Origin of the sequence: Micromonospora sp. NPDC049274 (genome assembly GCF_040678875.1) — a bacterium.
Classification (GTDB): Bacteria; Actinomycetota; Actinomycetes; order Mycobacteriales; family Micromonosporaceae; genus Micromonospora.
Map to the genome: position 1 here is coordinate 16,373 of NZ_JBFAQS010000031.1, position 12,117 is coordinate 28,489.

Below are 12,117 nucleotides of genomic sequence, written 5' to 3' on the forward strand. Positions count from 1 at the left end.
GGCTTCAGACGATCCGCGACGACCAGAGCAGACTGAGCGCGCCGGCACAGAGCGCCAGCAGCAGCGCCAACCCCGCGTACCACTGGGTCACCTCGCGCGGCTCGGTGCGGAACCCGATCGAGCTGCCCATGTCCTGGTAGACCTGCTTCAGCTCGCTCACCGAGGCCGCCTCGTAGAAGTAGCCCTCGGTGGTCTCGGCCAGCTCGGCGAGGGCCAACCGGTCCACCGGCACCCGCTGGAGCTGCCCGCCGATGTCGACCTGACCGGTGTCGGTGCCGAACGCGATGGTGGACACCGGCACGTTTGCCGCCTGCGCGGCGGCCGCGGCCTCCTCCACCGAACGGCCGGAGGTGCGGAACCCGTCGGACAGCAGCACGATCCGCGCCGGTGGGATGCCCGCCGCGCCGTCGGCCGGCACCGACCGGATCGCCTCCAGACAGGTGAACACCGCCTCACCCGTCGCGGTCGCCTCGGCCAGCACCAGCCCGTCGATGGCCGTGGTCACCGCGTCCCGGTCCTTGCCCGGCGGCACCAGCACGTTGGCCGCCTTCGCGAACGAGACGAGGCCCAGGTTGTAGCTCTCCGGAAGCTCACCGACGAACTGCTTGGCCGCCTCCTGCGCGGCCTCCAGCCGGTTCGGCGCCACGTCGTCGGCCTGCATGGACAGCGACACGTCGATGGCGAGCATCACCGTCGCCCGCTCCAACGGCTCCTTCGTGTCCACCGCCGGACGGGCCAGCGCCGTCGCCAGCACCAGCAGGCAGAGCAGGAACGCGGTCGCCGGCACGTGCCGCCGCCAGCCCAGACCCTTTGGCGCGACGGTCCGCAACAGGTCCACATTGGTGAACCGCATCGCGTACGCCCGGCGGTGCAGCTGCCGCCACACGTAGAACGCGGCGAGGGCGAACACCGGCAGCACGGCCAGCAGCCACCACGGTTGCAGAAAACGGATCATCGTGTCGTCCCCCGGGTGCGCGCGTGCCGCTGCGCGGCCACGAAACGCACCATGTCCAGCAGCCAGTCTCGGTCGGTACGCAGACGCAGGTGGGCCGCCCCGGCGCCACGCAGCGCAGCGGCGATCGCGGCCCGTTGGGCGGTGGCGGCCTCGGCGTAGCGCTGCCGCAGCCGCGGGTCGGCGGTCTGCACCTCGTGCAGCTCACCGCTCTCCGGGTCGACCACCGGCAGCACCCCCACGTCGGGCAGCTCCAGCTCGCGCGGGTCGACCACCTCGATCGCCAGCAGGTCGTGCCGGACGCGCAGCTTGCGCATCGGCCGTGCCCACTGCTCGGTCGGTGCCAGGAAGTCCGAGACCACGACCGCCACACCGCGCCGCCGGGGCGGGCGGTTGAGCATCTCGACAAGCGCGCCCAGATCGCCCCGGCCGGGTTGGATCGCGGTACCGGCGACGGCCCGCAACAGGCCCTGCGCCTCCTTGCGTCCGGAGCGGGCCGGCAGCCGGGTGAGCACCCCCGGGCCGACCGGCGGCGGGCCACCCCTGAAGCGTCGCGCCGGCGCGGACGCGCCACCACCGGTGCCGATCACCGCGCCGATCCGGTTGCCGCCGCGGACGGTCAGATGGGTGATGGCGGCCGCGGCTGCCACCACGACCTCCCGCTTGAGCCACTGCCCGGTGCCGAAGTCCAGGCTGGCCGAGAGGTCCAGAGCCAGCCACGTCTCCAACTCCCGGTCCGCGACCGTCCGCCGCACGTGCGGGGTCGTGGTCCGTGCGGTCACCGGCCAGTCCATCCGGCGTACGTCGTCGCCGGGGCGGTACTCCCGCGACTCGCCCGCCTCGCTGCCCGGCCCTGGGAGCAGGCCAGCGTAGTCACCCTGGAGCAGACCGTCGAGCTTGCGGGTGACAAGCAACTGGAGTCGGGACAGCACGGCCTCGCTGCGGTCGGGGGCGGGACGAGGGGTGGGTGAGGTCACGGCCGCTGCCCGGGCCAGCCGGCGCCCGGCGGCGGGGTGCTCGACGGTGGGGTGGCCTGCTGCCGGGGCGCGACCGCCGGAAGCGGGATGGTCGACATCACCCGGTGCACGATGTGGTCGGCCGGTACGTCGTCGGCGAGCGCGTCGTAGCTGAGCACCAGCCGGTGGCGCAGGATGTCCGGGGCGATGTCCTGCACGTCCTGCGGCAGGGCGTAGTCGCGCCCGCGCAGCAGCGCCAGCGCGCGGGTTGCCCGGACCAGACCGAGCGAGGCGCGCGGGCTGGCCCCGTACTGGATCAGCTGGGCGACGTCCGGCATGCCGTGCTCGGCGGGCGCGCGCGTGGCCAGCACCAGACGCACCGCGTAGTCGACGAGCGCGTTGTGCACGAATACCTGGTCGGCCTTGCGTTGCAGGGCGATCAGCTCGGGGGTGTCGAAGACCGCCGTCGGCTCCGGGGCGGTCACCCCCATCCGGTAGACGATCTCCCGCTCCTCGGCGTCGGTCGGGTAGCCCACGACGATCTTCATGAGGAACCGGTCCCGCTGCGCCTCCGGAAGGGGGTAGACGCCCTCCTGCTCGATCGGGTTCTGGGTGGCCATCACCAGGAACGGATCGGGCACCCGGTGGCTCTCGCCGCCGATGGACACCTGACGCTCGCTCATGACCTCCAGCAGCGCCGACTGCACCTTGGCCGGAGCGCGGTTGATCTCGTCGGCGAGCAGGAAGTTGACGAAGACCGGGCCCAACTCGACGTCGAACTTCTCACTCGACTGCCGGTAGATCCGGGTGCCCATGATGTCGGCAGGCACCAGGTCCGGGGTGAACTGCACCCGGGCGAAGGAGCCGCCGACGACCTTGGCGAGGGTCTCCACGGCCAGGGTCTTGGCCACGCCGGGCACGCCTTCGAGCAGGCAGTGGCCGCGGGCGAGCAGCGCGACGAACATCCGCTCGACCATCCGGTCCTGCCCGACGATCACCCGTTTGATCTCGAACAGCGCCTTCTCCAGCAGGGTGGCGTCCTGCGCCGGTGTGGTCACCGGCGCGGGAGTCTCCGGTGCCGCCCCGTTCGGCGTCGGAGCGTCGGGCATGGTCGGCTGGGCCACCGGTCCTCCACAGCGTTTGTCGGTCGTCGCGGCTGGTGCGGTATCAAGACTCGCATGCCTTCCTGAGTGTCGAGGGGGGGAGAAGCCGATTTTCGTCGCGCCGTCCCGGCAGCCGAATCGCGCATCACGGGTGGACAGGAACCGGCCCGCCGTGTGTACGATTCACCCCGTCGCCGGGCGGCTCCCCCCGTGGCCGCCCGGCGCTCAAGCTCTCCGCCCGGCCGCCCTAGACTGGCCCGGATGAGCCTTCCCTCCCCTGCCGACGAGCCCCTGGTCTGTTCGGCCCGTGGTTGTCGCGCCCCGGCCGTCTGGGCGCTGGAGTGGAACAATCCCCGCCTGCACGCCGCCGATCGGCGCAAGACCTGGCTGGCCTGCGCCCAGCACCGCGGCAGTCTCGGCGAATTCCTGGAGGCTCGCGGCTTCCTTCGTGCCGTCACCGCGGTGCCCGGATCGCCTACCCTCGACACGTGAGCGAGCGCAGCGAGCGACCGATGACGCACGGCAGCGTGGCGCTTCGCGCCGCCGACGGGCAGGGCAGGGCCGCGACGCACGGTGCACACCGCGCGCGGCACAGCAGCGCGCGGAACGGCGGCCGTCGGTGAGCGCGGAGGACCGCGTCGACCCGGCGACGTTCCCCGGGGACGCCTCCCCGCCCTGGCCACCCACCCCGGCCCCCGCACCGCCGCCCGGCGCGTTCCCGGCGCCCGGCACGCTCGGCCCGGACCCTTCCCCGCCGGACGTGTCGTCGCCGGCCCCGCTGCCGCCGAGCGCCCTGCCCCCGCCCGGCGGAACCGCCGCCGGATCACCCCCGCCCGACCTGCCGTCCCCCGGTCTGCTGCCGCCCGACCCCGGCATGCTGACCCGTTCCGGCCCCCAGTCGTCGGGGCGGGGGCCGCTGGAGCCCTGGCCGGACACCGTCCAGTGGCAGCCGATCTCCACCGACCTGATCTGGGTGGAGCTGATCCGGCTCGCCGTCGTGGTGGCCGTCGGTCTGGCGGTGACCGCGGTCGGCTGGGCGCTGAGCGGCCACTGGCTGTTCGGGCTCGCCCTGGCTCTCGTGGTGGTGCTCGGCGTGTGGCGGGCCACGGCCGTCGTCCGCGCCGTACGCGCCTGGGGTTACGCCGAGCGCGACAACGACCTGCTGGTGCGGCACGGGCTGCTGGTCCGGCGGTTGTCCATCGTCCCGTACTCCCGCATGCAGTTCGTCGACGTGAGCGCCGGCCCGCTGGAGCGTGCCTTCGACCTAGCCACCGTGCAGTTGCACACGGCGGCGGCCGCCAGCGACGCGCGGGTGCCGGGCCTGCGTCCGGCGGAGGCGTCCCGGCTTCGCGACCGGCTCACCGCGCTCGGCGAGGACCGGGCGGAGGGCCTGTGACCGCCCGCGCGGGCGACCGTCGGCGCCGACGAGAGCCGGCCCGATGAGCGACGGCCCCGCCGAGCCGGGCACCCGGCCGCCGCTACCGGCAGGACCGCTTGGCCCACCGCACCCCGCCGGACCGCCCGGGGCGGCACACAGCTGGCCGGCGTCGCCGGGCGGAGGTGACGGCGAGCCACGGCAGCGACTGCACCCGCTCAGCCCCCTGCTGCACGGTGCCAAGTCGCTTGTCGTGGTGATCGCGGGCCTGTCCTGGTCGACACTGTCGCGGGTGGGCTTCGGCTGGTTCGCGGCGATGGTGGCGGTGCTGGCGATCGGCGCGACAGTGCTGTCGGTGATCAGCTGGTACAACACCGGCTACCACGTGGTGGGCCGCGAACTGCGGGTGCACGAGGGGCTGCTCTGGCGGCGTACCCGGGCCATCCCGCTGGAGCGGTTGCAGGCCGTGGAGGTGGTCCGGCCCCTGCTCGCCCAGCTCACCGGCCTGGCCGAGCTGCGCCTGGAGGTGGTCGGTGGGGGCAAGACCGAGGCGCCGCTGGCGTACCTTCTGGTGGCCGACGCGGCCCGCCTGCGCGAGCGCCTGCTGGCGCTCGCCGGGCGGACGACGCCGCCACCCCCGCCCGGCGTCACCGCCGTCCCGACGGAACCCGGGACAGCGGCGGCCGCGCCGGGCCGGCCGCTGCACGCGGTACGCAACAGGAACCTGCTGGTCAGTCAGTTGCTCACCCCGCAGGCGTTCCTGCTGCCGTTCGGCCTGGCCTTCGTCGTGCTGCAGTTCGTCACCGCCGGCTCGTGGTCGTTCGTCGCGGTGGCGAGCACGCTGACCGCGATGGCCGGCGTGCTGCTGCAACCGATCCGCCGGGTCCTCGACGACTGGAACTTCCGACTGGCCCGCGACGGCGGCATCCTGCGGGTGCACAACGGCCTGCTGGAGACGCGCGCGCAGACCGTGCCACTGGACCGCGTCCAGACCGTGCGGGCCACCTGGCCGCTGCTGTGGCGGGTCAACGACTGGCTGCGCCTGCGGTTGGAGGTGGCCGGCTACTCCGTGGCGGAGGCCGACGACCGCAACCGGCCGGACCGACTGCTGCCGGTCGGCGACCTGCCGACCGCCACGATGATCGTCGCCGAGGTGCTGCCGGGCGTACGCCTGGACGCGTTGGCGCTGAGCCCACCACCGCCCCGGACGCGCTGGCTGCATCCACTCGGGCGCGGCGCGCTCGGTGCGGGCCTGTTCGACCGGGTCTTCGCCACCCGGTCCGGACTTCTCACCCGGCAGGTGGCGATCGTGCCGTACGCGCGGATCCAGAGCGTGCGGGTGGTGCAGGGGCCGGTGCAGCGCCGGCTGGGCCTGGCGACCGTACACGCGGACACGGCGGGCGGTTCGGGCGCGACAGCCCAGGACCGCGACCTGTCCGAGGCATGGGCCCTGGCAGCCGAGCTGACAACCCGCGCGCACGCGGCCCGCGCAACCCCCTAGACCGCGTCGATCATGAAGTTATTGCCTCGACACGCCGGTCGGGACGGCAATAACTTCATGATCGACGGGGTCGTGGGTGGGGGGTTCGGGGTGGCGGGGGTGGCGGGCGCGCCAGGCTCGCTCGGCTAGGCCGACTACCAGGTAGGTGAGCCCGACGTACGTCCAGCCCACCAGCACGTCGATCACGTAGTGCTCACCGGAGTAGACCAGGGTGAAGGTCATCGCCAGGGGGTACGCGAGCAGCAGCGGCCACCAGCGGCGGCGGGTGGTGCGCAGGAAGAACAGCACCACGAACAGCGCCCAGGCGGTGTGCAGCGACGGCATCGCGGCGACCGGGTTCGAAGCGATCTGGCCGGCGTTGAGCACGTTGCCGGCGCCGTGCATGCCGAACGCCTTCCAGCCCCGGGTGGAGATCCGGGCGACCTCGGTGAGCAGGCCGTTCTGCGCGGCCCACCAGGGCGGGGCGGCCGGGTAGAGGAAGTACGTGGCCAGGCCGGCGGCGCACAGGAAACCCCAGCGACGCATGTACGCGGCCCAGCGGTGCCGGTCCCGCAGCCACAGCACCGCGGCGGCGGCCAGCGTCACCACGAAGTGGGAGAAGTACACCCAGCTCGCGGCGACGTCCCACCAGTGCACCTGCGGGAAGTAGAGGTGCTCCTGCAACCAGACGGTGGGCACCTCCCCGCCGGTGGCCCAGCCGAACATGAACCGGTCGGCGACGATCAACTCCATCGCGTGCGGGGTGGAGCCGTTGTCGGCGAACCCGCGCGACAGGTTGTAGACGACGAACAGCAGGACCACAGGCACCCAGTCCCGGGCGAAGCGCAGGTGGCTGCGCCACGGCCGCTCGCTGTTCCAGGCGATCGTCGCCAACCAGATCCAGACGAAGGCGTACGCCGGGTCGGTGGGCAGCCCGATCGCGAGCCAGGCGGCGACGAAGGCGACCGCCCAGACCGTCATGGCGACGATGCGCCGACGGCCCCCGTCCGGGGACGCGGGCGGGTCGGTCCGGGCGGGGGGCTGGGGGTCAGTCACGACGGCCATCGCGGTCAAGGTTAACGACGGGTACGGCATCGACCGACGGGGACCACCCGCAGCGGCTGTCCACGGGTGCGCCCGGATCGCCGGGCGCGTGCCCGACGCATCCGGCGAACACCTAGGCTGACGACCATGCAGGAGCAGCCCGAGCCGGCCCTCGCGCCGGGTCTGACCGCCCAGGTCGAACTGACAGTCACCGAAACGGACACCGCCCAGGCGGTCGGTTCGGGGGACGTACCGGTGCTGGGCACACCCCGGGTGCTCGCGCTGGCCGAGGCGGCCACCGTCGCGGCCACGGCGGCCACCCTGCCGGCCGGGTCGACCACGGTGGGCACCCGGGTCGAGTTGGAGCACCTCGCGCCGACAGTGGTCGGGCGCACGGTGCGGGCGCAGGCGCTGCTGGCGACTGTCGACGGTCGCCGGTTGTCGTTCGAGGTCACCGTCGCCGACGGCGACCAGACGGTGGCCCGGGGCCGGGTCGACCGGATCGTGGTGGATCGGCAACGCTTCGTCGACCGGGCCGGGCGGTCGTCATGAGCGCCGGGTTCGCCGAGGTCGCCGACCGGGTGTACGTGCTGCGCGAACCCCTGCTGCGGGTCAACGTCACACTGGTCGTCGGCGACGACGAGGCGCTGCTGGTGGACACGCTCTCCTCCGCCCGGCAGGCCACGGAGCTGGCCGCCGCCGTCGGGCGGGTCACCGATCGCCCGCTGACGCTTGTCAACACCCACCACCACTACGACCACTGCTTCGGCAACGCCGTCCTGGCCGGGGACCCACCCCGCCCGGTGTACGCCCACGAGCGGGCCGCCGCGGCCCTGCGCGAGGAGCCGGAGCGGCTGCGCCGGGAGGCGTACGAGGAGGTGCGTACGGAGCACCCGGAGCTGGCTGCCGAGCTGGCCGACACCCCGCTGCTCGCTCCGACGCACCCGGTGCACACCGAGACGACGCTCGACCTGGGCGGCCGGCGGGTGCTGCTGCGGCACCCGGGGCGCGGGCACACCGACGCCGACCTGGTGGTGCACGTGCCCGACGCGGACGTGCTGGTCGCCGGTGATCTGGTGGAGCAGAGCGGCCCGCCCGCCTTCGAGGACTCGTACCCCCTGCAGTGGCCGGACGCGGTCGCGGACCTGCTGCGGCTGACGACAGCGCGCACCGTGGTCGTGCCGGGCCACGGCGACCCGGTGGACGTCGGGTTCGTCCACGCCCAGCACGCCGAGCTGGTGCGACTGGCCTGGCTGATCCGGGCCGCGCACACCGGCGACGCGCCGCCGGAGCGGGTGGCCGCCGAGGCGCCCTTCGGCGCCCGCGCGGCCCTGATCGCCGCCCGCCGCGGCTACATCGAACTCAACGGCACGTCCTAACGACCGAAGCGGCGGGTGACGTCGGTGCGGGTGGGCATGGCGGTGGCACCGCCCGGGGACTCGCAGACCAGGCCCGCCACCCGCAGCGCGAAGGCCACCCGCTCGACCCAGGCCGCCGGGTCGTCCGGCTCGCCGTCGAGGAGCAGGTCGGCGATCAGCGCGGCCATGACCGAGTCGCCGGCGCCTGTGGCGTCGATCGCGTTGACCTTGGGGGCGGGCACCCGTACCGGGTCGGCGCCGGCGGCGGCCAGCACCGCGCCGGCCGCGCCGAGCGTCACCACCACCGTGGCCGCGCCCAGCTCCCGCAGGTACGCGGCCACCCCCTCGACCGGCTCGCCCGGGTAGAGCAGCTCGGCGTCGGCGGTACTCAGCTTGACCAGGTGCGCGCCCGCGGCGAACTCGGCCACCACCTCGCGCAGCCCGTCCAGCGCGGCCGGCCCGTCCAGCAGGCGGGGGCGTACGTTCGGGTCGAAGACGCGCAGCCCGGCGGCGAGCGACCAGGCCCGGCGCGCGGCGGCCAGGGTGTCGGGTCGCAGCAGCACGACGGAGCCGCAGTAGAGCACGTCCGCGCCCTGGACCAGCGTCACGTCCAGGTCGTCGGGGCCGAGCAGGCCGTAGGAGGGCGGCTCGCCGTAGAAGCGGAAGTCGGGTTCCGGCCCGGCGTAGGTGACCACCGCGAGCGTGGTCGGCGCCGGCACCGTGACCGCACCGGCGACACCGACGCCGACCTCGGTCAGGAAGCCGCGGATGCGCCCGCTCAGCACGTCGTCGCCGAGCGAGCCGACGAACTGCGCCGCACCGCCGAGCCGGGTCACCCCGACGGCGACGTTGAGCGGCCCACCGCCGATCGCCTGCCGGTAGACCCGTTCCCCGTCACGTTCGGTGTCGAGCAGGTCGACGAGCGCCTCGCCGAGCACCACCGCGTACCCCATCGGAGCCCCCTCGTCGTCGCCCGCCGCCGGCCACGACGGCCGCCTGGAACCAGGCTGGCACAGCGCGCGGCCCGGTGAGCGGCGAAGACGCGGCGCCGCGATCAGCCGGCGTGGTGGATCGGCCCGTCGAGCGCGGACAGGGGCCGGCCGCTGCCACCCCAGCGGGCCGCGACGATCTGCGCGGCTACGCTCACCGCGGTCTCCTCGGGTGTACGCCCACCGAGGTCCAACCCGATCGGTGAGGCGAGCCGATCGAGCTGCTCCGGGCTGAGCCCTGCCTCGCGCAGCAGCTTGTGCCGCTCGTCGTGGGTGCGCCGCGACCCCATCGCACCGACGTACGCCACCTGCTGGCGCAGGGCCAGCGCCAGCAGCGGCACGTCGAACTTCGGGTCGTGGGTGAGCACGCAGACGACTGTGCGCGCGTCGATCCGGCCGGCGTCGACCTCGGCCCGCAGGTAGCGGTGCGGCCACTGCACCACCACCTCGTGCGCGTCCGGGAAGCGCCGGCCGGTGGCGAAGACGGCCCGGGCGTCGCAGACGGTCACCCGGTAGCCGAGGAACGCGCCGATCCGGGCCACCGCGGCCGCGAAGTCGATCGCCCCGAAGACGATCATCCGGGGCGCGGTGGCGTACGCGGCCACGAAGAGGCTGAGGCCGGCGCCCCGGCGCTGCCCGTGGTAGCCGTACCGGAGCACGCCGCTGTGCCCGGCGGCGAGCAGCCCGAGCGCGTCGTCGGCCGCGGCGTCGTCCAGCCGGTCGTCGCCGAGCGAGCCGGTCACCTGCCCCCCGGTGAGCGCCAGCCGTCGACCCAGTCGCCCCGCCGGGTCGGTAGGCGTCCCGCCCGGGGAGTCGCCGGCGTCGGCCGCCACGCAGGTGACGACCGCGGCGGGTTCGCCGGCCCGCCGCGCGGCGGCGACCGCGTCGAGCTGCGCGAGGGCGCCGTCGTCGATCCGCTCCACGAACACGTCGAGCATCCCGCCGCAGGTCAGCCCCACGGCGTACGCCTCGTCGTCGCTGACGCCGTAGTGGACGAACTCAGGTACGCCGGTGTCGAGCACGTGGCGGGCGCGCTCGTAGAGGTCGGCCTCGACGCAGCCGCCGGAGACGCTGCCGGTGACCGTGCCGTCGGCGGCCACGAGCATGGCGGCGCCGGGCGGCTGCGGCGCGGACCGCCAGGTGGCCACGACGGTAGCCAGGGCCACCGTCTCGCCGGCGCGGCAGCGGCGGTGCAGCTCGTCGAACACGTCGGGCACGCGCTGCCGCCTCCTTCGTCTCGCCGCCGGCCGGTCCCGTCGTACGACCGACGGGGCGAGGTGCGCCGCGCCGAGGCGGGAGATCTGCCCGGACGGTCCTCGTCGCCGTGGGGATGCAGATCATCACTATAGGAGAGAACCCGTCGATCCGATCGGGAGACGGGCGAGCCCGCGGGCCGCACCAGCCGTGTTTGACACATCGAGGATCGACTATTGCGCTGACGGCGGTGGCGTGATGGGATGACGCGTACCGGGCGGTGCGAGGGCTGCCGCGCCGCCGGTTGCCGGGTTGAGTTCAACGCGAGGGCACCGGTCCAGGACAGGACCGTTGATGGCGTGTGTCCGCTGGCCGATCTTCTGCCGGGGCACGTCACGGTGATCGTCGTACCCGCCCCCACGGCGCTGCGACGACACCACACCCCACCCGATTGCGGCGGGGCGGCCTGGGCGGCACGCCTCGCGAGTCAGGAGAACCCGTGAACCGTTCCCGTACGGCCGCAGTGCTCACCGCGGCCCTAACCTTCGCTCTGGGCGCCGTCGCCCTGGCGTCCAGTCCGCAACCGGCAGCCGCGCACGGCGCGGCGATGACACCGGGCAGCCGTACCTACCTCTGCTGGCAGGACGGCCTGAGCCAGACCGGCGAGGTCAGGCCGAACAACCCGGCGTGCTCCGCCGCGGTGGCGCAGAGCGGGGCGAACTCGCTCTACAACTGGTTCAGCGTGCTGCGCTCGGACGCCGGCGGTCGGACCACCGGCTTCATTCCGGACGGGCAACTGTGCAGTGGCGGCAACCCCGGTTACAAGGGCTACGACCTGGCGCGCACCGACTGGCCGCTGACCCACCTGACCTCCGGCGCGCGGCTGGACTTCCGGTACAGCAACTGGGCGCACCACCCGGGCACCTTCTACTTCTACGTCACCAAGGACAGCTGGAGCCCGACCCGGGCGCTGGCCTGGAGTGACCTGGAGGAGCCGTTCCTGACGGTGACCAACCCGCCGCAGCGCGGCAGCGTCGGCACCAACGACGGGCACTACTACTTCAGCGGCAACCTCCCGTCGGGCAAGAGCGGCCGGCACATCATCTACTCCCGCTGGGTGCGCTCGGACTCGCAGGAGAACTTCTTCGGCTGCTCCGACGTGACCTTCGACGGCGGCAGCGGTCAGGTGACAGGCGTGGGTCCGGGCGGCTCGAACCCGACCACTCCGCCGCCCACCACCGCGCCCCCGACCACGGCGCCGCCGACGACCGCTCCGCCGACGACCGCTCCGCCGACGACGGCGCCACCGACCACCGCGCCGCCGACCACCCCGCCGCCGGGTGGCAGCGACTGCATGGCCGTCTACAAGGTGACAAGCGCCTGGCAGGGCGGCTTCCAGGGGGAAGTCACGATCATGAACCACGGCAGTACGCCGTTCGCCGGCTGGACCGCGAGCTGGACCTGGCCCAACGGGCAGGCGATCAATCAGATCTGGAGCGCCACCCAGACGACGTCCGGCGCTTCGGTGACGGCGACGAACGTCGGGTACAACGGCACCATCGCACCGGAGGGCACCACCACGTTCGGCTTCCTGGCGAGCAGCACAGGAACGAACGGCATTCCGACCGTCAGCTGCGCTCGCCGCTGAGGTTTCCCTGAAATGATC

The 12,117-nt window shown here is 73.7% G+C and carries 13 protein-coding genes; 7 read left to right on the plus strand and 6 right to left on the minus strand.

Annotated features, from left to right (window positions below; all coding sequences use genetic code 11):
- Positions 1-4 precede the first annotated feature (4 nt).
- The 3 genes from AB0K10_RS32630 to AB0K10_RS32640 are packed head-to-tail and all read right to left on the minus strand — an operon-like array spanning position 5 to position 3,032.
- Positions 5-955, minus strand: a complete 951-nt coding sequence (locus AB0K10_RS32630; protein WP_007462563.1) for a VWA domain-containing protein — start codon at positions 953-955, stop codon at positions 5-7.
- Entirely contained in the window at positions 952-1,947 is a 996-nt protein-coding gene (locus AB0K10_RS32635) for a DUF58 domain-containing protein (protein ID WP_363690031.1), read from the minus strand. Before AB0K10_RS32635 ends, AB0K10_RS32630 begins: the two co-directional genes overlap by 4 nt.
- Complete coding sequence (locus AB0K10_RS32640; protein ID WP_363689997.1) at positions 1,926-3,032, minus strand: MoxR family ATPase; 1,107 nt, start codon at positions 3,030-3,032, stop codon at positions 1,926-1,928. Before AB0K10_RS32640 ends, AB0K10_RS32635 begins: the two co-directional genes overlap by 22 nt.
- Positions 3,033-3,272: 240 nt before the next feature.
- Here AB0K10_RS32640 and AB0K10_RS32645 point away from each other — a divergent pair, with 240 nt between their 5' ends.
- From AB0K10_RS32645 to AB0K10_RS32660, 4 genes are all read left to right on the plus strand, one after another.
- Entirely contained in the window at positions 3,273-3,503 is a 231-nt protein-coding gene (locus AB0K10_RS32645; RefSeq protein ID WP_363689999.1) for a hypothetical protein, read from the plus strand.
- Positions 3,500-3,634 carry a hypothetical protein gene (locus AB0K10_RS32650; RefSeq protein WP_363690001.1) on the plus strand — a complete coding sequence of 45 codons (135 nt, stop codon included), beginning with the start codon at positions 3,500-3,502 and terminating at the stop codon, positions 3,632-3,634. Before AB0K10_RS32645 ends, AB0K10_RS32650 begins: the two co-directional genes overlap by 4 nt.
- Before the next feature lie 251 nt (positions 3,635-3,885).
- Positions 3,886-4,407 carry a PH domain-containing protein gene (locus AB0K10_RS32655; RefSeq protein WP_363690033.1) on the plus strand — a complete coding sequence of 174 codons (522 nt, stop codon included), beginning with the start codon at positions 3,886-3,888 and terminating at the stop codon, positions 4,405-4,407.
- 43 nt (positions 4,408-4,450) lie between these two features.
- Positions 4,451-5,887: a PH domain-containing protein gene (locus AB0K10_RS32660; protein WP_363690003.1), complete on the plus strand. Its 1,437-nt coding sequence runs from the start codon at positions 4,451-4,453 to the stop codon at positions 5,885-5,887.
- Between the two features lie 18 nt (positions 5,888-5,905).
- Here the strand turns inward: AB0K10_RS32660 and AB0K10_RS32665 are convergent, their stop codons facing one another.
- Positions 5,906-6,931 (minus strand): phosphatase PAP2 family protein, encoded by a 1,026-nt coding sequence (locus AB0K10_RS32665; RefSeq protein ID WP_363690005.1) that lies wholly within the window; start codon positions 6,929-6,931, stop codon positions 5,906-5,908.
- 126 nt (positions 6,932-7,057) lie between these two features.
- On the opposite strand from AB0K10_RS32665, the gene AB0K10_RS32670 reads away from it, so the two are divergent.
- Positions 7,058-7,462 (plus strand): hotdog domain-containing protein, encoded by a 405-nt coding sequence (locus tag AB0K10_RS32670; protein WP_363690007.1) that lies wholly within the window; start codon positions 7,058-7,060, stop codon positions 7,460-7,462.
- Entirely contained in the window at positions 7,459-8,289 is an 831-nt protein-coding gene (locus AB0K10_RS32675; protein WP_363690009.1) for an MBL fold metallo-hydrolase, read from the plus strand. Before AB0K10_RS32670 ends, AB0K10_RS32675 begins: the two co-directional genes overlap by 4 nt.
- Here AB0K10_RS32675 and AB0K10_RS32680 read toward each other — a convergent pair.
- Complete coding sequence (locus tag AB0K10_RS32680) at positions 8,286-9,221, minus strand: carbohydrate kinase (RefSeq protein ID WP_363690011.1); 936 nt, start codon at positions 9,219-9,221, stop codon at positions 8,286-8,288. The two genes, AB0K10_RS32675 and AB0K10_RS32680, sit on opposite strands and share 4 nt — an antisense overlap.
- A 101-nt stretch (positions 9,222-9,322) precedes the next feature.
- The gene (locus AB0K10_RS32685) at positions 9,323-10,474 is read right to left on the minus strand and encodes an XdhC/CoxI family protein (RefSeq protein ID WP_363690013.1); all 1,152 of its coding nucleotides are present in this window, start codon (positions 10,472-10,474) and stop codon (positions 9,323-9,325) included.
- Between the two features lie 476 nt (positions 10,475-10,950).
- Here AB0K10_RS32685 and AB0K10_RS32690 point away from each other — a divergent pair, with 476 nt between their 5' ends.
- Positions 10,951-12,099: a lytic polysaccharide monooxygenase gene (locus tag AB0K10_RS32690; protein ID WP_363690015.1), complete on the plus strand. Its 1,149-nt coding sequence runs from the start codon at positions 10,951-10,953 to the stop codon at positions 12,097-12,099.
- Positions 12,100-12,117: the final 18 nt, after the last annotated feature.

Excerpts from the sequence above, each read along its gene's own strand:
- AB0K10_RS32660 (WP_363690003.1), top strand. The coding sequence starts at position 4,451 with ATGAGCGACGGCCCCGCCGAGCCGGGCACCCGGCCGCCGCTACCGGCA.
- AB0K10_RS32665 (WP_363690005.1), bottom strand. The coding sequence starts at position 6,931 with ATGGCCGTCGTGACTGACCCCCAGCCCCCCGCCCGGACCGACCCGCCC.
- AB0K10_RS32655 (WP_363690033.1), top strand. The coding sequence starts at position 3,886 with ATGCTGACCCGTTCCGGCCCCCAGTCGTCGGGGCGGGGGCCGCTGGAG.
- AB0K10_RS32680 (WP_363690011.1), bottom strand. The coding sequence starts at position 9,221 with ATGGGGTACGCGGTGGTGCTCGGCGAGGCGCTCGTCGACCTGCTCGAC.
- AB0K10_RS32675 (WP_363690009.1), top strand. The coding sequence starts at position 7,459 with ATGAGCGCCGGGTTCGCCGAGGTCGCCGACCGGGTGTACGTGCTGCGC.
- AB0K10_RS32670 (WP_363690007.1), top strand. The coding sequence starts at position 7,058 with ATGCAGGAGCAGCCCGAGCCGGCCCTCGCGCCGGGTCTGACCGCCCAG.
- AB0K10_RS32645 (WP_363689999.1), top strand. The coding sequence starts at position 3,273 with ATGAGCCTTCCCTCCCCTGCCGACGAGCCCCTGGTCTGTTCGGCCCGT.
- AB0K10_RS32630 (WP_007462563.1), bottom strand. The coding sequence starts at position 955 with ATGATCCGTTTTCTGCAACCGTGGTGGCTGCTGGCCGTGCTGCCGGTG.